We start from the raw sequence: 24,783 nt of genomic DNA on the forward strand, positions 1-24,783 counted from the left end.
ACTATATGTTAATTTGTTACGGCAAAAGCACATATTATTTATCTTTATCGGCAGCCCTATTTGATTAATTAGGGATTTTTGATTGAAATCTTAGCAATTTAGAAGGTTAGGCATTTAATGGGTTTTTCTTTTAAAATTGCGCGCTTTTGATATAAACCATGGGTCTTGGGCATTAAATAAACAATCAATTACTTTACTATCTCTAATTTGTTTTATCCCGGCTAAAAGTTAGTGCGGTTGCTCTGCTTTAAGTTAGCGCAGAAGTAAGGAATACAGCATTCCAAGGGCAAAGACCACGTTCACGCGACTGCTCACTTGCTGGGTACGTGTCGGATGGGCAGCAACCCTAGTACGTCCGTAGTAAATGAATGGTGCCGCACCCATGATGTTCCGAATCTGTTTGTATGCGATGGGAGCGTTTTTGCGACCGGCGCCGGTGTAAATTCTACCCTTACGGTTGAGGCAATAGCGGCAAGAACGGCCGACTTTATTATCGATAAGCGAAAAAACTTGAGCTATAAAGAACCATTCACCCGGAGCCGATAATGTGAATATTCAATACACATCAGGTGGTTTATGGAGTTAAATCGCTTATCGATTGTACACCTGAATTTTAAGGGGATAACAACAAGCGACGAGGTACTGGTTATCTTTTGTTTAGCACTTGCTTTTCTGGTTGCTATTAGCGCCAGCCGGATGGTGTTAAACAGGTGTCCAAAGTATTTTGCGGCGAGCTTCTGCTTCTTCTTCATCTCGACAGCAGCAGATATCTTAAAGCCGGTTAATCCCAGCATCCTCAAGATAATAGAGAGCACTTCTTTAGTGTTTTCAGCCTTGCCATTGTTATTCGTTGCGCACTGGCTTAGAAAGGCGGTGGACTAGCTATTATGGGAGCTCTGTTGCTTGGTGTGGTTACGATTGCCATCAGCCTGCTCTCCTTAATCTTACTAATCGGCACGCGTGAAAGTTTGAAGAACTTTCACGCCAAAAGATCGGTATTTATTGTTGGAGCTTGCTTAGCCATCCTTGGCATCGTAAACATGTTTGACTCTGGCGGAAAGAACACTGCATTAAGCCCCATCGAACTCTACATAAGAATCATTACTGCTATAATTTTTTTCTTCCTTATTTATAAGGCTGTTTATGGAGAGATAAAGTTAAAGGCAAAAAGAAGGGAAAGAGAGCTTGAGGCATTAAATGACGTGGCTATGGCTGTAGGTAAATCCATGGATTTAAAGCAGGTTTTGCATAACGCTCTTACATCCGTAACTAAAATAGGCAACTTTGGGATAGGGTTTGTATACCTTCTTAATGAAGAAACGGGCTTGCTCGAACTTGTGGCTTCATATGGCCAGATTCCCGAGCATCTTATGAAAAAACTGGCTTATCTGAAACTTGGACAAGAAGTCTGAGGTATGGTAGCAAAGGAAGGCCGGTCGGTCTACCTGGAGGACCTTAACACCAATCCTATAGCTCAGGAGTCTGAGATTGTGGCTGGTCTAGGTATCAGGTCTATCGCGGGTACTCCTCTTCGCTATGAAAATAGGACAATCGGAACAATAACAGTTGGATGCACTGACGCAGGAGTAATTAGCCATGACGATAGAACGCTAATCGGATACATGGCAAATTTAATCACGACCGCAATTATAAAAGCACAGCTTTATGGTGCTGAAAGGGAAACAAGGATAAAACTTAGCGCGCTTGAAAATATATCCGAGGCTGGTTTGACTATGCTAAGCGTAGATGAACTGCTGGATGAGATTGCTACCCGCATAGTTCAAGATACCAATATGGATTGGTCAAAGATAATCCTGCTTGGCAGGAAAAATGGAAAATTGACAGTAGAGCACAGTCCAAATAGTTATTTGCCGTTAAAAGATCGGGATTTAAATAAGGTCTATAAGCTTATAGACGACGTACTCACGGAAGAAAAGGCGCGCGTCTTAAAACGAAACGATATAAGCCAGGTCAAGGCGTATCTGGGAAGCGCAGGGATAAGGTCAATTGCCATGGTTCCGGTCAATTTGAGGCAGAATATGGCTTGCATTGTTGCAGCGGGGAAGAAGTCTGCCGATTCGTTTAGTAAGAAGGAGTTAAACCTTATTGAAACTTTAAGTTATCGTTCCGCGCTGGCAATAGAAAACGCGCTGTTATTCTCCCGTCTTGAGGGGTCATATTTAGAGACGGTTGAATCGCTTGTTAAGGCAATCGAAGCTAAAGATGAATATACCAGCGGTCACTCAGAGCACGTAGCTGCTCTGGCGAGGGAGACCTCTATTGCTTTGGGCATGACCAAAGAAGAGGCAGAGCGCATATATATGGCAGGGCTTCTGCATGATGTCGGTAAGATTGGAATCCCAAGCAGCATATTGTACAAAACGACAAAGCTGTCGGATGATGATTACAAACAGATTAAACTTCATCCAACTAAAGGCTATGAAATTCTGGAGCCGATTAGCGGTCTTGAGGATATCGCTATGATTGTCCTGCAGCATCACGAGAGGTATGACGGTACCGGATACCCCAGCGGTCTTTGTGGTAATGATATTCTTTTGGAAGCGCGTATTCTTGCTGTTGCTGATGCCTACCAGGCGATGATATCAGATAGGCCTTACAGAAAGAGACTTCCGGTTAAAGAAGCAAAACTTGAGATACGCAGGGGCATTGGCACCCAATTTGACCCTGATGTCGCCCGGGTTTTCCTCTCGGTATTGGAGATGCAATCCAAATTGCATAAATGCGAGCGGACAAGGAGTAAAGCAGGGCAGAAGAAAGTAGCTCTGAGCTACTAGGTACTTACAAATGTTTGGGTAACTGAATGTTTAAGGTTGCTTCGTTGTCTCTTTTCTGCAACAAATTAGATCACCGACCGCTCACCGATTTAATAACTTATCATATTAAATCTTATTCAATTCGATATTTGCAGCTTTAAATTTGGGTAAATCTATCGTTGAGTCGTGCTGGAGGTGATTTAATGAGATTTCTGGTTATTGACCGAGGTGGCACTCTCGAGCTCCCATCATCCCAGGGATACGATCTTTTTATGAAGGCCAGGGATTGGGTAAGGAAAATGATGGATGAAGGGAAGATCGAGCTGGCCTATGCCCTGTCGGGGCAGATGTCAAGCGTCATGATCTACAATGTTGATTCACATGAAGAGCTTGATGACATGCTGCAAGATTATCCATTGAGTAACTATGCGGTTTTCGAGGTCTATCCGTTGTCAGACGCGCTTCATTCTTTTGAGAAGGCCGCACAATCCTTTAGGGAGAGGGGTAAACTGGCCGCCTAAGTTTTTAGGCGGATAAAAGTAAAAGCCGGGTATAGGTTCCCGGCTTTTACTTTTGCTATCTAACTTTTTCCTTATTGGCTTGGTTGCGTTGTAGAATTCTGGACGGTCCACTGGCCTTTGTCATTCTTGACAAACTGCCAGGTTGCCGACCAGATGCCGTTTTGTCCTAAATCCATCTTTACAACGACTATCCCGGAATTTTCGTTTATCTGCGGCTTGCCTACTTCATAACTCTGCATACCATAGCTTTCACGGCTTTGAGCAAAGCTATTAACGTCACTTTGGTTTTTCTTAGAAAGAGGTTGCAGGTCGTAGGCAGTCTGCCAATCTTTGTTTTTCCATGCCGAATAATACTTTTCGCAGTACTGGTCGAGAGCCATTCCATCTGGGACTATAGTTGCCGGGTCTTTTGAGCTAACTGGTGCGGTTGGCTGCGGGGCTACGTTTGTTGTGCCGCCTGTACTGCCGGTTCCAGTCCGTGGCAGTTGCTGGTTATTCGCGCCTGTTTGACCTGTATATCCGCTTTGCGTAGCTTGCGGTGACCAAATGGCATAGTACGCTATTGGTATGAGCAGAATTATAGCCACGGCGATCACAATAATTGGAAGGTATTTTTTAGAGTCCACGTGAAAACTTCCTTTCTCCGTAAATGTGAAAAATTACATTTGCTTGTTTAATGTACCTTAAACGCGGCTGTCTTTCAAGTAATAAAATAGCTCTACTGTTATAGTATCGTGAGTTATGGGCAGTGACGAGTAGTTGATAACTATTTGTTGCTTAAGTCGGATATATTGATATATAATTGCTTAACTTTGTAGTTAATACTTCTAAGTAAAGTAGTGGGATAAAGGAGTTGTCTATGAAGCTAAGCGTAAAAATTTTACTAGCCATTGTTTTTGTTTTAGTATTACTAAGCGTCTCACTCTCGGTAACTTCACAGCCCAACTTCTGCAAAAGCTGCCATGAGATGAACGATGATTACCAGGCGTGGAAGATTTCGGTTCACAAGAAAGTGTCCTGTGCAGCTTGTCATATTGAACCTGGGCCTATTAATTTTGTAGCTCATAAAATATCAGCATTAAAAGAAGTAGGCGTGCATCTTACAAACAGCTACGAAAACCCGATAAACAAACACGGAGCTGTGAGTAAAAATATGCCGTCTGAAAATTGCACGGGCTGCCACAAAAATATCGGTAAAGTATCCGACAAGGATTTGGTATACGACCATGAGCCGCATCTTAAAAACAACATTAACTGTGCCTATTGTCATAATAGAATTGCCCATCCGGGACTAAAAGGTCATACAAGCCGTATAGTGATGAGTGTTTGCATTGATTGTCACTTGGAGAAAGAAGCTTCGGTTACCTGCCGCACTTGTCATCCAGCAAGCTTTAAACTCTCTCCGGCATCACACGACAGCGTGGGTTGGGCAAAGGGCCATGGCAAAAGCGGCGATACGGCAGAATGCAAGAAATGCCACTTCGACGAGAAACGTTTTTGTCTTGACTGCCACGGTGTTCCGATGCCGCATCCGGAGGATTGGGAGGAAGAGCATGGTAAGGCCAAGAACGCATCGCTGCAAAATTTCTGCGGAAAGTGCCACAACAAACAGGCCTTCTGCAGTAGCTGCCACGAAGCCCCTGGGGGTGAGATAAATGCAAAGAATGGCGAAGATAAAAAGGATAAAGATGAAGAGAATGACAAAGATTAAGAATTAGTGCCATTGCGGCCCTTATTTGTACAACTTGATTTAACTATATAGCCAGCTTTGCTAGGGAAGCTGGCTATATCTTTTATTTGCTTGAGACGATCTCTTCATGTTTATAGGATTGTTCCTCAATTGCGAAAAGTTGCCCGTCTTTAGCCTCGTAGCATCGCTTGGAAATCTGTGCCAGCTCCCACCGGTGGGTGACGAGTAAAAGAGTCAGGCCTTCTCTATTAAGCAAGGAAAGGATATCTCCGATCTGCTGTGCTCTTGGTGGATCAAGATCGTTGGTCGGTTCATCGGCCAATAAAATAGCAGGCTCTTTGATGAGCGCTCTGGCAATAGCGACTCGCCTTCGCTGGCCCAAGCTTAACTCGTGGGGCAGGTGGTTCAGGCGTTCCTCCAGCCCAAATCGCTTTGCGAGGTCATGAGCCCTTGCGGTGTAATCTCGTGAGCCATCCCTGCTTCCTAGCCAAACAGGCAGCATTATGTTTTCTAGCACTGTTAGGGTTGGAATTAGGTGAGAACCCTGGAAGATAAAACCTATCTTTTGGTTGCGTATACTCGCCTGTTCTTTTTCAGACATCGACCTAGTGGCTTTACCATCTATTACAACCTCGCCTGCAGTAGGTCTTAATAGGCAGCCAATGATATTTAACAAAGTGGTTTTTCCGCCTCCAGAGGGACCGACAATTGATACCGAGTCACCCTGCTCAAGAGTTAGGTCTATGCCCTTTAGTACTTCGAGGGTCTCACCGCCGGGGCGCGGGTATGAATGCCTTATTCCTTCTAATCGAATCAACTCTGTTCCTCCTAAACGTTTTTACTCTAACTCTCCCTGGGCGATTGCCCAGGCAGGATCCAGTGACGCAGTACGGTAAGCGGGGAATAGGGCCGCCAGGATTACCGTTGCTGTCGCTGCTAACAAGCACCACCCGAGAAGACCGGCTGTTTCTGAAAGCGACAGCGAGAGAAATGGAAATGTAGTGCCTGAAGATATGGTTTTAACTAGGTAGCTGGACACAAACCAGCCCAGTGCTGTACCTATCAGTGCACTGACCAAAGCAAGGCATCCGGCTTCCCAAAGAATTAATCTGAAAACGCCCCATTGTCTTGCCCCAAGAGCCCGAAGAATACCGATTTCTGTTTTCCGTTCCATTACCAGACTTGCAAACCGCCCCAACAGCGACGCAAGAGATACGAGCCAGAGCACTGCTGTTAAAGCGTAAAGCAAGGAGGTTACTACATGCATTCTTTGCCTGGTTTCTTGGACTACCTGCAGGGAAGGAACTGCATTTACTCCAGACAATTTATTAATAGCTTGTACTATCTCATTGGTTTTCCCTGGATCCTCTACGCGCACAAGGATGGCTGAAAACAGTTGATCGGGTTTTTTATCTGTCCATAGGTATTGTAAATCAGGACTTTCCTTTGCCAGGCGGCGGGCGGTATCCATACTTATGAAGGCGGTATCGTCGATACCGGTTCCTGTTGGCGCAAGGTGTTCAATTGTTTTAAATAGCTCCCCGCGTATTATGATTCTATCCCCGACCGCCATATCGATATTGGAACCTATTATCAACTCGTGGTCTCCCAGTGGACGGTTTAGTTTGTTGATCATCCAGGGAGCTACGACAAAGTCTGTATTAGAATCAAGACCCACAATTCGGCCTGGAGAAACCAGGCCGCAGCATGAAGCTGCTATTGTTTTAGTGAAGAACTGCGGTGTAGCTTGCTTAACTCCAGGTAAGCTTAAGATTTCCTTGTAAAGCGATTTATCCATATAGACACTTAAAGGGGTACCAGTAAATAGCATCTGCTCAGGCTTAGCCTCAGCTTTTTCGGGAAGAACTATCACATCGGCTCCAAGCCTCTGTATTCCTAGATTTAGGCCCCGCTCTAGTCCCCGACCAAGCCAAAGCGAGGTAAATAAAGAGGTTACGGTAATAGATATCACAAAAATTGTTAGTATGGCATGAAAGGGTCGTCTCTGGATGTTTCTTAGCACCAATCGAAATATTATAACCACCTTCTTTCGATAATAAATGGAGTAATAAAACCCCTTTTTTAGGTATTTTTTTATAAGTCTGGCTACAATTGCTTGACAAGGTAATAGCCGATTTGATACATTTGTTACGATTATTCCTAGTATTACTATATGAATTCTAGTTAAAAAGGTCAAGGGATCATACTACCTCAAAATTAACCATAAAGAAAGCAAGCGCAGGCAGCAAAATAACTGTAAATGTGAAATTGTAATGAGCAATCTATCAGGGCAACCAACATCAGATATGGCAAGCTTACGTTAATAAGGAATATTTCGGGAGGAGGGTCAGAGTTAATGGGAAGTTTGTTTCTTGTGTTAAAGGCGGCGCCGGAGCAGGAGCAGCATGCTCATTTTGTCGTAAACCTGGCTCAGGCAGCACAGGCAAAGGGGCATAAGGTTACGGTTCACGTTTTTGGAGATGGAATCTACTATCTGGTGCCAAATATGCACATCGGACCTACAAATACTGCCGAGCTATGCGAAAAAGAGAATTCAAGCCTTATGTACTGTTTCCATAATGTGGAGCAAAGGGGCATCGTACCACTGGTCATGGAAAGTGCGAGGAAGGCATCTACTCCGGACGCATCCATGGAGTTTATTAAGCATGATAGGGTTCTTATGATTTCGGGATGAGGTGATTGATTTTGGCCGAGCCTATAAAGTTCTGTGCAGTTGTTCGCCAACCGCCAATTGGGGAGCGAGATTCTCTAGAAATCTTGAGGTTTACTCTTGGGTTGGTGTTACTTGGTAGCCATGTCGTTGAAATTCATGCCGTTCTTGAGGGTGACGGTGTATTTCACGCACTAAACGAGCTACCGGAGAAAGTTCTTGGAAGAGACACATCAAAGATCAGTGTTGTTGACGGCATTGATTTTGATGCACTGGTCTACGTTGTGAAGGAAGATATGGAAGCGCGTGGTTTGAGCGAGGAGGATCTGCTTGAGGGAGTAAAGGTTATACCTTCAGAACAGGTATCAGGGATAATAAGCCAGGCAAAGACTACCCATTTCATGTAGGCCAACCTTTACGAGAGGAGGATCGGTGACATGGCGACGATATGTATTAGCGCTTTATCATCCGGCGAGACAGACCGACGTGAGCGACTCATAACTCTGATACAGGGCTTAAGCAAACCGGATGAAAAGGTAATGCTTCTGCTTTACGGAGACGGGGTTTATAACCTTGTAAACGGAAGCAAAGCGGCGGCAGAGATTACTGAAACATCTGCAGATATCTATGTTATTGCCGGAGACGTAGAAGATCGAGGGTTAGCAGGAAAGATTATTCCTCAGGCGCAGCAGATCGATTATGATCGGGCAGTGGATTTAATTATGGAGTCCGATCATACGGTCACGGGTGTCTGATGTCGTATAAATATGCAGTTAGGCGCTTATTAGATATGCAGCTCAATGCAGATCAAGGTCTGAACAACATGTGATTCGAGTGCCGAGTGGCGCGTCAAGGAAGGGGGGATGGAGAAGGTAAAACAGCTATCATATTAATCTTAAAGTTAAGGTGGGTTTATAAGGAGAGAGGTGAAAGATTTGCAAAGCCTTAAGAAGTTAGGCATCTTAGTGTTGGTGATATTTGTTGTAGCTATAATAGCTACTGGTTGCGGTGGATCCAGCACTAAAACTGAAAAACAAGCAGCAAATGATACTAAGCCTGAGGCCAGCACTATTGAAGGTACAATATATCTGCCTGGAGAGGGTGGACATATTGCTGTAGCTAAGATCGCAATCGATCCGGCAAAAGATGAACCGATCGCAATTAAAAATCTGGACCGGATTAAATTGGGGGCTGCAGAAACCAATGCGACACACGATATAAGAATTGACGCGGATAAGAATGTTGCATTCTCATCGGCCATTGTAAAAGATGCTAGTGCTGGAGGTATCCACGTAGACAAGATTGATTTAAGTACCCTTCAAGTAACAAAAGACATTGCAACACCCGTACCTCCAAGGTATGTTGGAGGGCCGTTCTACTGTGCCTCGGGCCAAAGCGACGATGCATTCTTGCCGGTAATTATGGGCTACGAGGGAAGCATCGATGTGTTCGACAAAGAGACTCTTGAGTTAAAGCACAGGGTTCAATTTGATGATCCGCAGATTGGCAAGGATTATATATTTGCCCACGGAACTAATACTCCTGACAAAAAACAATTCCTGCTAGCTCTAAATGTCACAGCTCCTGGTAAAGGTGGAGAGGCTCCACCAAGAAGCTCTGGTGACCTTAAGTTCTGTCTGTTAGATATGGAATCGCTCCTGCAGGGTACGCTAAAAATTAACAAGGTCAATACGATAGCGGCTGATACAACTGCAATCGCTTTCCGTCAGACCTTCACCAGCGATGGTAAATATCTGCTCCAGGCGGCAAGGGATAGAATCCTTGTAATCGATGGTAGCACACTGCAACTGGTTAAGAAGATCGACGTTCCGAAGGAAGGCGAAGACCAGATCGAATGCCATGATATTATGCCGACGCCAGATGGTAAATATGCAGTTGCCGCGCTTCGCGTACCTGTTGGCAAGGACAGTGCAGGCAAAGCGATAAATGACGGAAAGGTAGCGCTCGTAGATCTTGAAAAAGGAACGATTGTTGGTAAGCAAACTTCGATATGCTACAAATGCCACAACGATTACACTAGCCTGAAAGGCAAAGGTGCTAACCTCTGCGGTATTGATGGTATTTGGAAATAAGATACCTGAGTCAGATGCGAAGGTAAGCCTGTTCCAGGCTCTTTAGAGCCTGGAACAGGCCTTCTACATGAAAAGCTTCAAAGCTTTACCAAGGTGGCATCGATCCTTTTGCAAGTTTGCATATGTAATGGTGTGACTGTTGATGAGCGCGAAAATTATGCCGTTCCAGCTCAGGATAGATATCGAAAATCTTCCAACAAATAAGGTCAGGGGTGCTAAGTCTACCTGGGTTGATAACGCAAAATACTTGTTTGTCGTGTTAGCTACTCTGGGAACATATCTGGCCCTTGTTGCTTTTCGCTCACTGGACGACAATACGCTTGTCTCATGGCGATGGGTGTTTGCCAACGTAAGCTTTGGCAGGGTGCTTCTGGCTCTTATATTTGGCATCGCTATTTCATTTGCGCTATCCCAGGTTTCGATTCCCAAAGTATATTGCCCCATTTTTCTTTTTGTCATCTCGTTTGTTGCTGCCTCGTTTTTTTGGAAAGAGCCGGAGGTCGTAATCGATGCTTCAAGATATTTTACTCAGGCTAAACATTTTGCGATTTATGGGCCTGGTTATTTTCTGAAGGAATGGGGCCGCAATATCTCTGTCTGGACCGACCTTCCGCTGGTTCCACTTCTCTATGGGGTGGTATTTAAGATATTTGGTGAGTCGAGACTTTATGTAGAGGTGTTTACGACACTTCTTTTTTCAGGCTCAACCGTTCTTACGTACCTTCTTGGGAAAGAGCTATGGGGAGAAGATACTGGCTTTCTTGCCGGTTTGCTCATGCTTGGTATTCCATATGTCTTTACACAAGTCCCGCTTATGCTGGTCGATGTGCCGACAATGTTTTTCTTTATGCTTTCAATACTGGTATTTATTAAAGCAATTAATATTGGGGGCGCCAGGATTATTATATTCTCATCACTTACTGTATTACTTGCTCTTCTATGTAAATACTCAACCTGGCTTATGTTGTCTGTTTTGCCGGTGGCATTCCTCGTGTATTTCTTTGGCAAACAAAAGCAGGCATGGAGCGCCATTGGCATCAGGCAATACTCGGCCAGGTTTAACCGCTACATGATGCTCTACAGAGGCATGGCGGTTGTAGTGATTACTGCAACCCTAGTTGCAGTATTTATTCTTTTTAAATTTGATGTTGTCTCGCATCAGATTGGGCTGCTTGCTGACTACCAGCGGGCTGGCCTTAAGCGGTGGGGAGAGAGCTTTTACTCAACATTTTTCTTCCAGGTAAATCCTTTTATAACTTTGGCAGCTATATACTCCATCTACGTTGCTTTTAAAAAAAGAGACCCAAAGTATCTGATAGTAAGCTGGTTAGTATTTTTAGTAATTGCGCTAAGGATTGAGAGAATACGCTATATCATAATGATTTTTCCGATGGTCACATTAATGGCTGCATACGGGCTAAGTGAGATCAACAGCGAAGGCTTAAGAAGGTTTACCGCATGGAGTGCTGTAGCCTCATCGCTGGCAGTTGCCATTTTCGCTTATTTACCGTTTGTGCAAAGTATAAGCGCAGTAAACCTAAAGGACGCAGGCGCGTATCTGAACTCTATTGGGGCAAGAGATATCGAGGTGTTTTCATTACCCCAAAAGGGCTCTATAGACATTAACCCGGCAGTCTCTGTACCGCTTTTAGATATTTTTGCCGAAGGCAATATCTACTATCGCTACGATCAGGTGCCCCCGCGGGTAAAAAAGATAGAAAAATCGCCATTGAGGTTTACCTGGGATTACAGAAATCCTGGTTATTATTCCTTGGACAACAATAAAGCTATGGGCGAAAAAATGGTGGTGGTGATATCGAGCTCTAAAGAGCAAGCTTTACCAGATTCAGGTTTCCAAATACCCGATGGATACAGACTTGCTAAACTATTCAAAGCCTCTTCAGGGGTTTTTCGATACCAGACTGTTGTAACTGTATATAGATCAGCGGATAAGTAAGGATACGAAACCATAGCTTAGGTTTATGGCCTGCAATTTCTTTTTTAAGGCAAAAAGCAAACGCATGGTGAAAATCTGTTAGCTTCCAGAATCCAGCTTCTCACTGCTGGGCGGCATTGCTTATCCTTGCTTACATAAACCATAAACCACTAACTATGAACTAGTATGGCTTGACAAACTAATAGACGATTTGATACATTTGTTACAATAATTCCTAGTATTACTATATGAATTCTAGCTTAATGATGATTAGTTTAAGGAGGGTTGGCGATCGGTTAAACAGATTTTATGGCAAATATGGCAAAAGCAAAAAGTAGGTCGGCCAAAAAGGGAGGGATAAATTGGCGTGGAAGCTGTAAAAAATTTAGAGGCGGCTGGCAAGAGTCACAGCGTTAGTAAAAGTACATACTGGGCGTTTTTGATTCTTGGGGCTCTTGCTTTGATAAGTCTCTTATACATTAGAACCAATATTTACTATATGTATATTGTAGTTTACATATGGTTTGGCGTTGCTTATGGGATGTTGCTTCAATACGGCAGGTTCTGCATTGCTTCGGCTTCGCGAGACTTATTTGCTGCTAAAGTCCCGCGAATGGCGGTAGTCGTTTTAATGACGCTCGTATTCTTAAGCATCATACAGGCAATACTTGCAGTAACAAAAGTGTCTACCCCATTCTTTCAGCCGGTACCAGCAGGGATTCATTTACTTATAGCCGGCTTATTATTCGGTTTCGGAATGGTTATTGCAGGCGGATGTGCGACCGGATCTACATACAAGACTGGTGAGGGGCATGGAACCTCTCTCCTTGCACTCTTAGCACTTATTTTTGGTCAAGCAATATTTGTGACGTTAGGGGGTCCGCTAAATAATCTTCTTCCTCAATCCTGGGTTCAGGCGGCTGCTGCAAAAGTGCCCAGCGATAAACTCAGTTCCTGGTACGATACATATCTTATGGGTTATGTACTTGACAAGCCCACCATCCAGTTATCTAAAACCGGTTTTATAGCCAACACTTTCCCGGGGTTCGCAAAGTACTTTGTTGGCGATGCACTTTTAAATGTGATCTTACCGGCGGTAATCCTGCTGGTTGCAATTTATGTCTATGCTGCGAGAAAAGGTTTTATTAAAAAGAGAAGAAAGGCTAAAGGTTCAGCGGGCTTTAGTGATGAGCTTGCAGGCATCTGGAATATGCTTGTGCAGTCCAAGAAAACGATTTTTATTGGTTTTCTTATTGCGGTAACGATAGGGCTACATATTCTTGTTGCTAAAGGAATGTTGGACAAATTTGGGGCCACCAACTTCGGAGAACTGCTTGCCAGAATGGATCATAAAGAGGGGCTTACCGCTGCCGGTAAGGTATTTGATCCAGGTTATTGGTTTATGACGACTCAGCAAACACAGCTTGGTGCCTGGCTGCTGGATAAAATCGGCCTTATTAATGTGAAAGATAGCGTATTCTTTGGTCTTTTAAACGGTATACCTGCACCGTGGGACAACCCATCACTCTGGATGCTGATCGGACTTATTTTTGGGGCAATGGTTACCGCCCTGGCCAGTAGGGAGTTTAAGTTTCATCCACCAAAAGGGGAGCTTATCGCGTGGGGACTTCTCGGCGGATTATTACTTGGAATCGGCTCTCGATTAGGTTTAGGCTGAGCGGGAGCTTTCGTTGTTAGGATCGCTGGAGGCGATCTGGGAGCCTGGGTCTATTTTATAGGCATGATTGCGGGAGCTTTCGTCGGGGTTCTGTTCTTTAACTGGTGGACGGATCGAAAGATGGCTAAGGAGATGGGCTAACTATGGCCTCAGTCTTACAAAATATGAAAACGATTTAAGGAGGAGAATATCTATGGCAATGAAATTTGAGAAAACGGGCGATGGCACTTATTCACTGGATGTTTGCGGATATACATGTCCGCACCCGCAGCTTTATACTAAGAAGTCCCTGGAGAAAATGGCAGAGGGCGAGATATTGGAAGTAATCTTTGACAATCCTTCCTCGCAGGAGTCGATAACCCAGATGTGCAACGCGGAAGGCCATGAAGTAGTTGAAAGTACGCAAGACGGTAGCAGGTTTGTAATTAAAATCGAGAAGGGCTAATTGAGGAGGTATTTACTGTGCCTACAGAGGCAGGCAGAAATACGCCGCTAACGGTTATAGCTGCTATCATGGTGTTGATATTGGCAGCATTGTTGGTTTACAGTTACTCGGGTGTCAACAAAGAAGTTGCCTCTTCATCCAAAAAACCGGCCGCTAGTGCTGAAAAAGCATCATCCAGCTCTGGTGGTGAGGCCTCATCACCAGGCTATGGCAGTAGTAATACCAGCAGCAGTGGGGCTTCATCGCCAGGCTATGGCGGGGGAGGAGCATCCGGAAGTGGTGCTAAAACCGGCGATTCCGGCAAGTCTAATGAGCAGGCTAGTGAAAATCAGGCGGCTGCACCAGGATACGGGCAATAAGAGCATAACAGTTGGCAGGGTGTTAAAGCCTTTATTGAGCATTAAAGCCTTTATGCTGGATTTTCAGATTATACGGACTCTTCTGTACCGCATATAAACTGTCTCTGATGAGGGCGTAGACTGGAGGGGCGATTCAGCCCCTCCAGGATACGAACCATCACAGCGTAGATTGCTTTGAAACAGGCTTTAAAATGGCGAGTGATCAAAATGAAATGTGCCCTCATTATACCCTCCTGGAAACCGGAAGATATATTTCCGCCTAGAACAGCGGGGTCGCAAATCAATTATTGGCAACCTCTTGGAACCCTCTATGTTGCCTCGAGCCTTCAGAAAGCAGGCCACGAGGTAAAGTTTATAAACGGCGCTTTTATGACCAGCGAAGATATTCTTAAAGATATAAAAGCCTACAACCCTGAATTTGTAGGCTTTTATTCAACCGCGTTTGGCTGGAGCAGGACAAAGGTAGCTGCCGCTGATATAAAGAAAATATGCGATCGAGCATTCATCTGCGTCGGAGGTCCCTATGTCATCGCCATGCAGGAGAAAAGTCTTAAGGATAAAGGGGCGGAAGCTATTGATGCGGTTGTTACCGGAGAGGGTGAGATGACAGTCCCGGAGATACTGGATTGCCTTCAGCAGGGACGCAGCCTATCGGGGGTTAAAGGGGTTATCTTTAGGGATGGAGATTTTATAGTAAAAAATCCACCAAGGCCTTTAATTAACGACCTCGACTCGATACCTTTTCCGAACAGGGAGTTATTAGGTGATAAAAACTTATATGTACCTCCACCGGCGACTTACAAACGAAAACCGGTCGCAGTAATGCTGACCTCAAGAGGTTGCAACCGCAGGTGCATCTATTGTTTTCAAATGGATAAGGGAAGAAAAAGTGGTATTCGCTATCGCAGTGTTGAAAACGTTATGCAGGAGATAGAGCTTGTCTTGAGCCAGGGTTTCAGGGAGATAAAGTTTCTGGATGATACCTTTGCTGCTGATTACAATCGAGCCATGCAAATAGCCCATGAGATAAAGGCAAGGGGTCTTAAATTCACCTGGTTTGTTTCAGCCTGTGTAAATCAAGTAGACAAGCCATTACTTGAGGCATTTAGAGAGGCTGGCTGCTGGGCGATACTTTTTGGAGCCGAAAGTGGCGTACAGAAAAATCTTAACGCCATAAGAAAAGGGATTACACTTGAGCAAACAAGAAAAGCAGTAAGGGCGGCAAAAGAAGCCGGTCTAAAAGTGATTACCCCGTTCATTTTTGGTATACCCGGCGAAACTTTTGAAGAGGGGCTAAAGACAATCGAGTTTGCCCTTGAACTCGATCCCCATATCGCTAATTTCCACGCGATAGCGCCTTTTCCGGGGTCAGAGCTTTATGATAACGCAGAAAAATACGGCACTATCTCCGAAGAACTTACTGATTATACCTACCAGGGAGCGGCTTTTGTCCCTCATACTATGAGTCGGGACGATATTATTAAGCTGCGCTTAATAGCTTTTAGAAGATTCTATTCAAGACCTAAGTTTCTACTGCGAAGATTTATTCAGATCAGAAGCGTTTATGATGTGAGAGCCGCATTTAAGGGTGTTAAGAGTTTGTTTTGGTTGTGGGCAAGCCGTAGCGCACTTGAGGTTCGAAAAGAGAAGGCGGGCAAACTTGCCCCCAGAACGTCTTGATCGGGTCTAAAATCTCCTGGCTAATTTGTCAAATAATCATTCAGTGACTGTACATAGAGGTTCCAGGGCTTGAATTCAGTTAAATAACAAAATGGTTATAGCTTGAGAGCCATAACCATTTTGCTTTCTGGTGGGCTGAATTCGCAACCGCGCACTTTCACATAGTACCGATACAGTTTCTGCTGGTCATGGATTTACCTGATGCCTGTCACCAATCTTTTTAGTAGGCCTTCTAGTGCGCGTGCATGGCGGGCTTCGTCTCGAGACATCTCATCAAAGGCGTCGTGGACCTCGTCAATGCCTGCTTCTTTTGCTTGGGTAGCGCTTTTCTTTTTGCCGTTACATGCACTAATTTCACCTTTGAGCATCATTTCCAGATTCTCTTTGGTGCTGGAACTAATTTTTCCGTTTAGCTCGGCAAAACGGGCGGCGTGCCATGCCTCCTCGATAGCGAGCACTTTTAGGGTCTCAGCGATTTCGGGATAACCCTCTCTTTGCGCCTGGCGTGCCATTGCAAGATAAATGCCGACCTCCGTAGTCTCGCCACTGAAATTCTTTTCTACCGGATCTTCAGCAACCGTTCCTTTGGCTACGCCAAGCCTGTTTTCGTTAATAATCTCCATTAAAGTTTCCATCTTATCCTCCTTACTATTAGTGTGGTCCAATGCTCTACACGCTTAAAAGTTTTGCTTTCCGTAAAATAGTGGACAATTTCGACCAAAAATGTCATAATTAGCATACAATAATTTTACCCGGTGGTCAAGCGGCTGAAGGCGATTTTTAAAAAAGAGCGTTTGAGAAGAGCATTTTAAGGACGTCTAAGACTGTCATGAGCAGAAAAGCTACCGTTTTGTGTTTATTGAGAGGCGGCATTATCCAGAAATGATCGCGTTGACGCAGAGCCGGTTTAACCAAAGGAGGTGAGCTTGGAAGGCATAAATGTACTTTTATAGGCGTTATTAATGATCACCTTTCTACTGCTTCAATTACCAATCGTTGATCGTGAAGGAGGTTAAGTACTTTGGATGTTTTATTACTAAGCAGGCTGCAGTTTGCATTAACCGTCGCATACCATTTTCTTTTCGTGCCATTGACCATCGGTTTTGCGCTGCTTGTTGCTGTGCTGGAGACAATGTATGTTCGGTCCGGCGACGCCAGGTACAAGAGTATGGCTAAGTTTTGGGGGAAACTGTTTACTATAAATTTTGTCCTGGGCGTAGTTACAGGGCTTACGATGGAATTTCAGTTTGGCACTAATTGGTCTGAGTACTCAAAATTTATGGGCGATATTTTCGGCTCGCCGCTGGCCGTTGAAGCGTTAATGGCATTTTTTCTGGAGTCGACATTTATCAGCATCTGGATTTTTGGCTGGGAGAGGTTGTCAAAGAAAGCTCATTTATTTGCAGCATGGATGGTTGCACTTGGGACTCATCTATCGGCGATTTGGATCATCGTGGCTAATGGATGGATGCAAAACCCTGTAGGATATGTCCTTAGAAACGGCCGGGCAGAACTGGTAGATTTCATGGCTGTTCTGAAAAACAGCTATGCCTGGCATATGTATTCCCATGTTATTTTATCTGCTTATGTGCTCTCTGGTTTTGTAGTTCTCGGTATCTGTGCATATCACTTACTTAGGAAGCAAAACATAGAGTTTTTTAAAAGCAGTTTTCGTATTGGACTTGTAATAGCCTTGGTTGGAATCCTTGGCGTTGTCCTTACGGGCCACTTTAACGGGCAGAATACAGCCAGGATGCAGCCTTCAAAATTTGCAGCTATGGAAGCGATATGGGATACAGAAAGGGGTGTTTCCGCATATTTGATCACCGTCCCAAGCGAGAAAAGTGAGTCAAATCCTGTAGAGGCAATCGGTGTACCGGGACTTACCAGTTTTCTTGCGTTCAATAATTTTAATGCTAAGATTAAGGGCTTAAAGGATATTCCACTAGCCAAAAGACCTCCCGTTGCACTTACGTTCTGGAGCTTTAGAATCATGGTTTTGCTGGGCTTCTACTTTCTGGTCATGGTGGCTTTGGGATGGTACCTGCAAACAAAAAATAGACTATTGGATAGTACCCGGTTTTTGAAGCTCTTGCTCTATTCCATTCCGCTGCCTTATGTGGCAATAAATCTTGGCTGGACGGTAACCGAGGTGGGCCGTCAACCGTGGACGGTTTACGGATTGATGACGACAGCAAAATCTGTCTCTGTAGTGCCCGCAAGTAACGTAATGTTCTCCTTAGCTGCCGTGATCGTACTTTATTCATTGCTCGTTATTCTGGATTTCTATCTTATAGCAAAGAATGCCAAAAAAGGCCCCGAACCTATAGGTGAGGCATTAGATGAGCCAACGGCATCTCACTCTGAATTTGCTTTATCTGGCAATAGCTAGTAGCTAGTAGCGGAAAGATTTATATTAAGGAGGTTTACAATGCTTGAGGAATTACTGCCTTCTATATGGTTTTTCTTATGGGGGTTGGTCTGGGCAATATATTTCTCACTGGATGGATTTAATCTTGGGGTTGGAATACTGGCTCGGTTTTTGCCCCAAAAGGAACAAAATAAGCTAATCGGCTCTCTTGGTCCTTTCTGGGATGGCAACGAGGTGTGGTTGATTACCGCTGGCGGGGTAACCTTTGCCGCCTTTCCCAAGCTTTATGCGGTTATGTTTAGCTCTCTTTATTTACCGCTGATCATAATTTTGATTTCTCTGGTCTTCCGGGCTGTTGCGATTGAATTTTACCGTCAGTCCGATGACGTAAACTGGCAGAAAGCGTGGGCAACTATATTGAGCGTGGGCAGCTTTCTTGTAGCGCTGCTGTTCGGAGTTGCATTTGGCAACATATTTCAGGGCTTGCTACTTGATGCGAATGGCTATCATGGATCCGTCTTCAGCCTACTCAATCCTTACGGTATTTTAACTGGGGTGCTATTTGTTCTAATTTTCAGTTATAACGGCAGCCTGTGGTTTTCCCACAAGACGGGGAGCAAAAAAGGTTTTACCATTGCAAGGAAAATCTATGCACCGATGCTGGTGGCGGCTGTATTGTTCCTAGTTAGTACCGCATTTAGTACTACGTTATGGGGGAACTTTTTCAGCAAGCCACTGCTATTCGTGGTACCGCTTCTTGCAGTAGCCAGCCTACTTGCAACCCGAGGTTTGCTTAGTAGGGGAAATGCTGCAGGTTCGCTTCTAACGGGGTCCTTAGCGGTGCTGCTGACGGTTATTACCACTATCATTGGCTTATTTCCAAATATGTTTCCATCGAAAATTGACCCAGCCTATAGCCTAACGGCGTTTAATGCATCAAGCAGTCCTTATACTTTAAAGATAATGCTTGCAGCAACAATAGTTTTTCTTCCAGTAGTGCTTATCTATCAGGTCTGGCATTATAAGCTGTTTGCACCGGCAAGGATTGATGAAGAGTTAAAGTACTAAAGCAGGTTGTTGGCAAAAACATATCAGCGGAGGCCCTGATTAGAGCCTCTGCTGATATGGAGAATGCTGACGAACCCTACATTAATGATGACAAGGATTTTTGTTTTTAAGGTTAAATAACCTTATCAAGGGTTACAGAAAGCTCCTTCAGCATAGCTTCCTGGGCGCGGTGCCATACCCGGTGAACTTTACAGCCAGGCTTTCTATCACATGCACCCGCAACACCCAGGCACATGTTTAACCTGAATGGTCCTTCAATCGCCTCTACAACATCCTTGATGGTGATCTTGGAAGCGTCTTTAGCAAGCCTAATTCCGCCGCGGGACCCTCTGTGGTTTATAATTAATCCGGCTTTTGCAAGCAAGCTCAGCGTTTTTGTTAGAAACACCGGAGGGATATCTTGCCGAAGCGCCAGCTCCTTTGCCGGTATTAGCTTTCCGCTTGGGTACTCACGGGCCAGCTCCAACATCGCCCGTATTGCATACTCTCCCTGCATTGTAAGTTTCATAAGACCATCCTTAAAGACAATATCGACCTAATATGTCTAAATATTAGCACATTTTCCCAGTGGCTTGTAGTGGCCATAAAACAAGATGCCTTTGTAAAGCATCCTGGGTGAGCTTGAATTGCACCCCGGGGTGTATCGCTAGTATGGCCTAACACCCGTTTGTCTCCTAGTTTACTTACCTATATTAGTGCTGTAATATAAGCACTATAATGCTCAGCCATTTTTAATTCGGTGAGACTGAAAACTCATGTTTATTGGAGAGATTAAAGAGGCAACTGCTATGGTAGCTGCCCACTCAGAGAAAGAGATTGCACGGCATACTGCTGTCAAGAGGATAGCGGTTGCAATCGGCTACTTGGTTGCTGTTGTGCTTGCCGTTTACATACGAACATACTCTAGCTTTGATGTTATCGCTAACCCTAAAACAAATATTCAAGATATAGACTCGATTAGCGTTCTGCGAACGATCGATATTATTGTCCACCACTATCCAAGCTTACCGCTCTTTGATTCATTTGCTAATTTTCCTTGGGGAATGAAGGCTCAATTGCCGCCCCTTTGGGCATTTATTGAGGCGAGCTTTGGGAAGATAGTAAATATGGTTTTTGGTATACCGGTCATCTCGGCTGCCTCACTTTTTCCAGTGGTCGCCGGTATATTTCTTGCTATTCCTATGTACTATGCAGGGAAGTACCTTTTTAGTAGAGCAGTTGGCCACGCCGCATGTATTCTAAGCCTTTTTCTCCCGGTTATAGTTCTTGCTTCCTCGGTTGCTATGGTAGATCATCATATCGCTGACCTTGTTCTTTATAGCTCACTAATTGCTCTTCTTGCTGCTTCACATAAGATGCTTGTGCTTGGTAAAAGAATGCTGGGAGATGCGCTTTCGGTGGCCGCTGGTCTTGTTGTGACTTTTACGCTTCTTATATCGCTAAGCTCAATACTCATTGTTGCTATAGTCTGGATATCGCTTATCCTTGGTCTCTTTCTATTACCTAAGAAGGAGCGGCGGTTTACATCCCGCATAGGGGGACTTGCTCTTGGATCGGCAGGGCTCTCAATGCTTCTGCTTTACGTGGCGACCCCTTGGTTTGCTGGAAATCTCTCATTTTCCGGCCTCTCACTTTTTCAGCCACTACTTCTCCTTGGACTTACAACTATGCTGTTAGTGTCTAATGCGATCGATATCTTATTTGCCAGACGGAGAACTATACTCCAAGGCGTAACCCGTAGCTTCTTCGATCAAAACCTGCAAAATGTGTATCGTATTCTAAGCTTGTCCATGCTTTATATTATACTTTTAATCAGTGTGTTTACACTGCCTTCGGCCAACGAGCTTATTAGCAAGGCTTTCTACCGAAGTATCGGATACTATCCGCTTGCTCAAGTTAACGATCAGCTATTACCACTCTTCTCTGATGGACCAGCTGAGTTAATTTTGCGGTTCTCTGTATTTGCTTATGTGTTGCCTTTTGGATTCGTTTACCTGATTGGCGATACGGTTGTTAAGAGAAGCTTAAATTTCGGACGGTTGTTTTTCCTTGTCTGGTTTGCCGTCTCGGCGGCATACTTTATAATCGCCCGCTATTACATGTTTCTCTTTGCTCCTGCTGCCTTAATTATGTTTGGCTTCATCATAGCCCGGCTATCTGGATTATTTAGTGTTCTCTTTGAGCGAGTTATCAAGAAACCGATCGCTCGGCCAGCTAGCATAGCCTTCTTATTAGTGGTAACCATTGGCATTTCGTGTTACCTTTTTGTGTGGACAACCTCAAGTATTAGAGTTGCGAGGCCGGATGCCGGCTGGATTGCAATGCTTAAGTGGATCAAGGAGAATACCCCTGAGGTTAGCCACTATTTAAATCCAGAGCGACCTCCAGAATATGGTATCGTTACCGATTGGTTTTCCGGTAATTATCTTGTACTAATTGCCGAGCGCCCGACGCTTTCGACGGTAAATCAAGAGACAGGTATGGATGGGATTATCGCCTCATATAAGATTTTTCAGACTGAGTCTGAGGATGAGCTTATTCAACTTATGAAGCGGTACCGCTTGCGCTACATACTTCTAGGTGCTGACTATGCAGCATGGCAGGGTGATATTGAGCAACTCGGCGAACCAGGACCTCGACCTGACGAAATAGCATACTTACCGACGATTGTCCCAGCAGAAGAACACTTTCATATATCAAGTGCCCGACTCTACAGATTTTGGGGCGCAGGTAACGAGCAATTTAATATAGATCCAATGCAGCATTTTCGACTTGTTAAGATTACTGGGACAAGTAACCAGCAAACCTGGAAACTCTTTGAGTTTGTCAAAGGGACGCGTTTGATAGTTAAAGCGCCGCCTGGATCTCGTATTGAAGTTGCGACAGAGATATTGCCCGAGGGAGCGGGAGTAATACCCTGGAAATTATCTAGAATATCTGACGATGATGGAATGGTTGAGGTCTTTCTACCGTACGCTACATCAAAAAGCCCCTACTCTGTGAAAGCTAGGCCATATAGGGTCTTGATTGGCAATAAAACTTATTACCTCGATTTGGCCGAAAGTGATGTTATTGAGGGGCGAACTGTACACATAACTTCTATTCCGTAAGGCACACCGCAGTCACAGCCCGAAGAAATTACACTTAAGATATATCTGCCACCTGCTTAATGCGATGCCCTTTAAATTTATAGTCAACTGTTTTATGCCGGTACTCAAGCTTTGTTTCAGTTTGATCGATTAGATATAGCAGCTAAACAAGTTAGCTTATATTTGAATTACCATAATATGGTATAGTTAATTTAGTGCAGTCAGATAAAGGAATGGATATTAGATTGGATATTGCTCACATAAGCGCAGGGCAAAAGAATAGTAGAATAGGTTTGTTTATTAGCCAATTGAAACTTGTTCTTACTTTAATACGTATCCGGCACTGGATAAAAAACCTATTTATATTTGCGCCGCTTCTTTTCTCACAAAACCTATTTAATGCAAGCATGCTTGCAAAAAGCGTACTTGCATTTATATCGTTTAGCTTTGTTGCGAGCAGTGTCTATGCCCTAAACGATATCTTTGATTACAAAAAAGATAGGCTTCACCCCATAAAGAGGCTTAGACCGATTGCGCTTGGAAAGCTTAAGACCTCATTCGCGATCTTAGTAGCCATCCTTTTCTTGACAATGGGGTTAGTTATCGCTAATTTTGTTAACCTGGCATTTATAATAAGTATTGCGATATATCTTGGGCTTAACGTGCTTTACTCGTTATATCTTAAGGATCAGGTCATCTTAGACGTGTTGGTACTATCGCTATTTTACGTGATAAGGGTTTCGGCCGGTGGCTTTGCAATTGAGGTTCATATCTCAAACTGGCTGCTGATTTGCACGTTTATGCTTGCCATATTTATGGGCTTTGGTAAAAGGAGGTATGAACTTACCATTTTAAAAGAAGAAGCGCCAAGCCATAGGAAGATACTTGCTGAATACAGCCCATACTTTTTGGATCAGATGGTAGCGGTGGTTACCCCAACCACTCTCATCGCGTATTTGCTATATACTATTAGCGAAGAAACAGTAGAAAAGTTTGGAACAGACAAACTGATAGCAACGGTGCCTTTCGTTTTATATGGTGTTTTTAGATACTTATATTTGGTTCACCAGAGAGAGGAGGGGGGGGATCCGACAAAACTTATGTTAACCGACAAACCCCTTATCATAACCGTGGTCGGGTGGGTGCTCTCAGTAGTTTTCATACTTTACTTTAGGTAAAGTTTTAATTTGACCAGGAGGTCTATTTTGTCGAAAGTAGCAGTTTTAAAGACGAAGCCACAAACTGTTTTAGAGGACTATAAAAAACTCATGCATCTGGCCGAGTATCAAAGGTACTTATCCAAAGAGAGGGAGACCTTAATTAAGCTAAATCTCTCTTGGACAAAGTATTTCCCGGCTTGCTCCTCTCAGCCCTGGCAGGTTGAGGGCGCTATCAAAACTTTGATAGAAGACGGGTATAAGAAAAGCCGCCTTCACCCTGTAGAAAATAAGACAGTCGTGACAAAGCCTGTTGAGGGTGCGGTCAACAACAAGTGGATGCCGATTATAAAAAGATACGGTCTAAAGTTCACCCCACTTCCTGATGTTAAATGGCAGGTTTATCACTTCAAGAGCAAACTTCTCAAGCTAAATGATATTTTCCCGGAAGGGATACAGATCCCCGAGATGTTTATCGGGAAAGATGTGCTACATCTGCCGACGGTAAAGACGCACGGCCATTCGGTTACGACCGGGGCAATCAAGAACTCATTTGGAGGCTTGCTAAAGGAAGTTCGGCACTACGCCCACAAGTACATGCACGAAGTTTTAGTCGACCTCATGCTCATACAAAAAGAACTTCACCCAGCGATATTTGCCGTCATGGATGGCACCGTCTGTGGTGATGGTGCTGGTCCAAGAACGATGTTTCCTAAAGTTAAGAACTATATCTTGGCCAGCGCTGATTCAGTTGCAATTGATTCTATCGCTGCTAAGATGATGGGGTTTGACCCAATGAGTATTCCCTATATCCGTATGGCAACAGAAATGGGCCTTGGCATGGGAGACCCTAAGGAAATCGAGATAGTTGGCGAAGATATCGAAGGCGTAAACTTTGGTTTTAAGACCAAGAAAAGCTTTGTCATCTGGGGAGATCAGATGATAAGAAAAGGCTACTTAAGGCCTTTTGAGAAAATTCTACTTCATTCCCCTTTGGTTGTCTGGGCTCCGTTTGCATCAAATGTTTATCATGACGTATTCTGGTATCCGACCATTGGCAAATCTCGTATAAAGAAGTTTTCTAAAACCGAATGGGGTAAATTATTTGATAGGTACGAATAAGAAGAGGGTTTAGAGGGCTTACACCGTCTTTATTGCTGTGATTAAGCACTATGTGCTGGCAAATATCGTGATAGTTACCAGCAGTGGATTCGCTTGAGGCATCAAAGATGTTATCTATCGTTAAGGGCA

General features: G+C 44.2%; 25 protein-coding genes. 20 read left to right on the forward strand and 5 right to left on the reverse strand.

Annotated features, from left to right (window positions below; all coding sequences use genetic code 11):
* Nucleotides 1–333 precede the first annotated feature (333 nt).
* The 5 genes from K6T91_01075 (at nucleotide 334) to K6T91_01095 (ending at nucleotide 3,295) form a co-directional block, all read left to right on the forward strand.
* On the forward strand, nucleotides 334–546 hold the full coding sequence (locus tag K6T91_01075; GenBank protein ID MCL6471395.1) for a GMC family oxidoreductase: 213 nt from the start codon (nucleotides 334–336) through the stop codon (nucleotides 544–546).
* Between the two features lie 30 nt (nucleotides 547–576).
* A complete protein-coding gene (locus K6T91_01080; protein MCL6471396.1) occupies nucleotides 577–882 on the forward strand; it encodes a hypothetical protein in 306 nt (101 codons plus the stop codon).
* Between the two features lie 5 nt (nucleotides 883–887).
* On the forward strand, nucleotides 888–1,412 hold the full coding sequence (locus K6T91_01085; GenBank protein ID MCL6471397.1) for a hypothetical protein: 525 nt from the start codon (nucleotides 888–890) through the stop codon (nucleotides 1,410–1,412).
* Between the two features lie 3 nt (nucleotides 1,413–1,415).
* A complete protein-coding gene (locus tag K6T91_01090; protein ID MCL6471398.1) occupies nucleotides 1,416–2,795 on the forward strand; it encodes an HD domain-containing protein in 1,380 nt (459 codons plus the stop codon).
* A 182-nt stretch (nucleotides 2,796–2,977) separates the two neighbouring features.
* Entirely contained in the window at nucleotides 2,978–3,295 is a 318-nt protein-coding gene (locus K6T91_01095; protein MCL6471399.1) for a muconolactone Delta-isomerase family protein, read from the forward strand.
* Nucleotides 3,296–3,366: 71 nt separating this feature from the next.
* On the opposite strand, the gene K6T91_01100 is transcribed toward K6T91_01095, so the two are convergent.
* Nucleotides 3,367–3,921 carry a hypothetical protein gene (locus K6T91_01100; GenBank protein MCL6471400.1) on the reverse strand — a complete coding sequence of 185 codons (555 nt, stop codon included), beginning with the start codon at nucleotides 3,919–3,921 and terminating at the stop codon, nucleotides 3,367–3,369.
* A 233-nt stretch (nucleotides 3,922–4,154) separates the two neighbouring features.
* Between K6T91_01100 and K6T91_01105 the strand changes: the two genes are divergently transcribed.
* Nucleotides 4,155–5,006 carry a NapC/NirT family cytochrome c gene (locus K6T91_01105; GenBank protein MCL6471401.1) on the forward strand — a complete coding sequence of 284 codons (852 nt, stop codon included), beginning with the start codon at nucleotides 4,155–4,157 and terminating at the stop codon, nucleotides 5,004–5,006.
* Nucleotides 5,007–5,088: 82 nt separating this feature from the next.
* Here the strand turns inward: K6T91_01105 and K6T91_01110 are convergent, their stop codons facing one another.
* Together K6T91_01110 and K6T91_01115 are read right to left on the reverse strand one after the other, a co-directional pair.
* Nucleotides 5,089–5,799 carry an ABC transporter ATP-binding protein gene (locus K6T91_01110; GenBank protein MCL6471402.1) on the reverse strand — a complete coding sequence of 237 codons (711 nt, stop codon included), beginning with the start codon at nucleotides 5,797–5,799 and terminating at the stop codon, nucleotides 5,089–5,091.
* Nucleotides 5,800–5,823: 24 nt separating this feature from the next.
* Nucleotides 5,824–7,011, reverse strand: coding sequence for an FtsX-like permease family protein (locus tag K6T91_01115; protein ID MCL6471403.1), 1,188 nt, complete (start codon nucleotides 7,009–7,011; stop codon nucleotides 5,824–5,826).
* Nucleotides 7,012–7,341: 330 nt separating this feature from the next.
* Here K6T91_01115 and K6T91_01120 point away from each other — a divergent pair, with 330 nt between their 5' ends.
* The 9 genes from K6T91_01120 (at nucleotide 7,342) to K6T91_01160 (ending at nucleotide 15,847) form a co-directional block, all read left to right on the forward strand.
* Nucleotides 7,342–7,680: a DsrE family protein gene (locus K6T91_01120; GenBank protein ID MCL6471404.1), complete on the forward strand. Its 339-nt coding sequence runs from the start codon at nucleotides 7,342–7,344 to the stop codon at nucleotides 7,678–7,680.
* 11 nt (nucleotides 7,681–7,691) lie between these two features.
* Nucleotides 7,692–8,063 (forward strand): DsrE family protein, encoded by a 372-nt coding sequence (locus K6T91_01125; protein MCL6471405.1) that lies wholly within the window; start codon nucleotides 7,692–7,694, stop codon nucleotides 8,061–8,063.
* Nucleotides 8,064–8,093: 30 nt separating this feature from the next.
* A complete protein-coding gene (gene tusB / locus K6T91_01130; protein MCL6471406.1) occupies nucleotides 8,094–8,411 on the forward strand; it encodes a sulfurtransferase complex subunit TusB in 318 nt (105 codons plus the stop codon).
* Between the two features lie 171 nt (nucleotides 8,412–8,582).
* Nucleotides 8,583–9,749, forward strand: a complete 1,167-nt coding sequence (locus K6T91_01135; GenBank protein ID MCL6471407.1) for a hypothetical protein — start codon at nucleotides 8,583–8,585, stop codon at nucleotides 9,747–9,749.
* Between the two features lie 142 nt (nucleotides 9,750–9,891).
* Nucleotides 9,892–11,706, forward strand: a complete 1,815-nt coding sequence (locus K6T91_01140; protein MCL6471408.1) for a glycosyltransferase family 39 protein — start codon at nucleotides 9,892–9,894, stop codon at nucleotides 11,704–11,706.
* A gap of 346 nt (nucleotides 11,707–12,052) precedes the next feature.
* A complete protein-coding gene (locus K6T91_01145) occupies nucleotides 12,053–13,363 on the forward strand; it encodes a YeeE/YedE family protein (protein MCL6471409.1) in 1,311 nt (436 codons plus the stop codon).
* Between the two features lie 193 nt (nucleotides 13,364–13,556).
* Nucleotides 13,557–13,808, forward strand: a complete 252-nt coding sequence (locus K6T91_01150; GenBank protein MCL6471410.1) for a sulfurtransferase TusA family protein — start codon at nucleotides 13,557–13,559, stop codon at nucleotides 13,806–13,808.
* 17 nt (nucleotides 13,809–13,825) lie between these two features.
* Nucleotides 13,826–14,167: a hypothetical protein gene (locus K6T91_01155; GenBank protein MCL6471411.1), complete on the forward strand. Its 342-nt coding sequence runs from the start codon at nucleotides 13,826–13,828 to the stop codon at nucleotides 14,165–14,167.
* A 207-nt stretch (nucleotides 14,168–14,374) separates the two neighbouring features.
* Nucleotides 14,375–15,847, forward strand: coding sequence for a B12-binding domain-containing radical SAM protein (locus K6T91_01160; protein MCL6471412.1), 1,473 nt, complete (start codon nucleotides 14,375–14,377; stop codon nucleotides 15,845–15,847).
* Between the two features lie 194 nt (nucleotides 15,848–16,041).
* Here K6T91_01160 and K6T91_01165 read toward each other — a convergent pair whose 3' ends face one another.
* Nucleotides 16,042–16,470, reverse strand: coding sequence for a rubrerythrin family protein (locus K6T91_01165; GenBank protein ID MCL6471413.1), 429 nt, complete (start codon nucleotides 16,468–16,470; stop codon nucleotides 16,042–16,044).
* Between the two features lie 398 nt (nucleotides 16,471–16,868).
* Here K6T91_01165 and K6T91_01170 point away from each other — a divergent pair, with 398 nt between their 5' ends.
* The gene (locus K6T91_01170) at nucleotides 16,869–18,239 is read left to right on the forward strand and encodes a cytochrome ubiquinol oxidase subunit I (GenBank protein MCL6471414.1); all 1,371 of its coding nucleotides are present in this window, start codon (nucleotides 16,869–16,871) and stop codon (nucleotides 18,237–18,239) included.
* A gap of 39 nt (nucleotides 18,240–18,278) precedes the next feature.
* Nucleotides 18,279–19,286 (forward strand): cytochrome d ubiquinol oxidase subunit II, encoded by a 1,008-nt coding sequence (cydB, locus tag K6T91_01175; GenBank protein ID MCL6471415.1) that lies wholly within the window; start codon nucleotides 18,279–18,281, stop codon nucleotides 19,284–19,286.
* 112 nt (nucleotides 19,287–19,398) lie between these two features.
* Here cydB and K6T91_01180 read toward each other — a convergent pair whose 3' ends face one another.
* Nucleotides 19,399–19,794 (reverse strand): Rrf2 family transcriptional regulator, encoded by a 396-nt coding sequence (locus tag K6T91_01180; GenBank protein ID MCL6471416.1) that lies wholly within the window; start codon nucleotides 19,792–19,794, stop codon nucleotides 19,399–19,401.
* A 247-nt stretch (nucleotides 19,795–20,041) separates the two neighbouring features.
* Here K6T91_01180 and K6T91_01185 point away from each other — a divergent pair, with 247 nt between their 5' ends.
* The 3 genes from K6T91_01185 to K6T91_01195 all read left to right on the forward strand — a co-directional run bounded on the left by K6T91_01185 (nucleotide 20,042) and on the right by K6T91_01195 (nucleotide 24,654).
* Nucleotides 20,042–22,396, forward strand: a complete 2,355-nt coding sequence (locus K6T91_01185; protein ID MCL6471417.1) for a hypothetical protein — start codon at nucleotides 20,042–20,044, stop codon at nucleotides 22,394–22,396.
* A 212-nt stretch (nucleotides 22,397–22,608) separates the two neighbouring features.
* Entirely contained in the window at nucleotides 22,609–23,553 is a 945-nt protein-coding gene (locus tag K6T91_01190) for a decaprenyl-phosphate phosphoribosyltransferase (GenBank protein MCL6471418.1), read from the forward strand.
* Between the two features lie 27 nt (nucleotides 23,554–23,580).
* Complete coding sequence (locus K6T91_01195; protein ID MCL6471419.1) at nucleotides 23,581–24,654, forward strand: DUF362 domain-containing protein; 1,074 nt, start codon at nucleotides 23,581–23,583, stop codon at nucleotides 24,652–24,654.
* Nucleotides 24,655–24,783: the final 129 nt, after the last annotated feature.

This window comes from Bacillota bacterium, assembly GCA_023511485.1.
Taxonomy (GTDB): Bacteria; Actinomycetota; Aquicultoria; order Aquicultorales; family Aquicultoraceae; genus CADDYS01.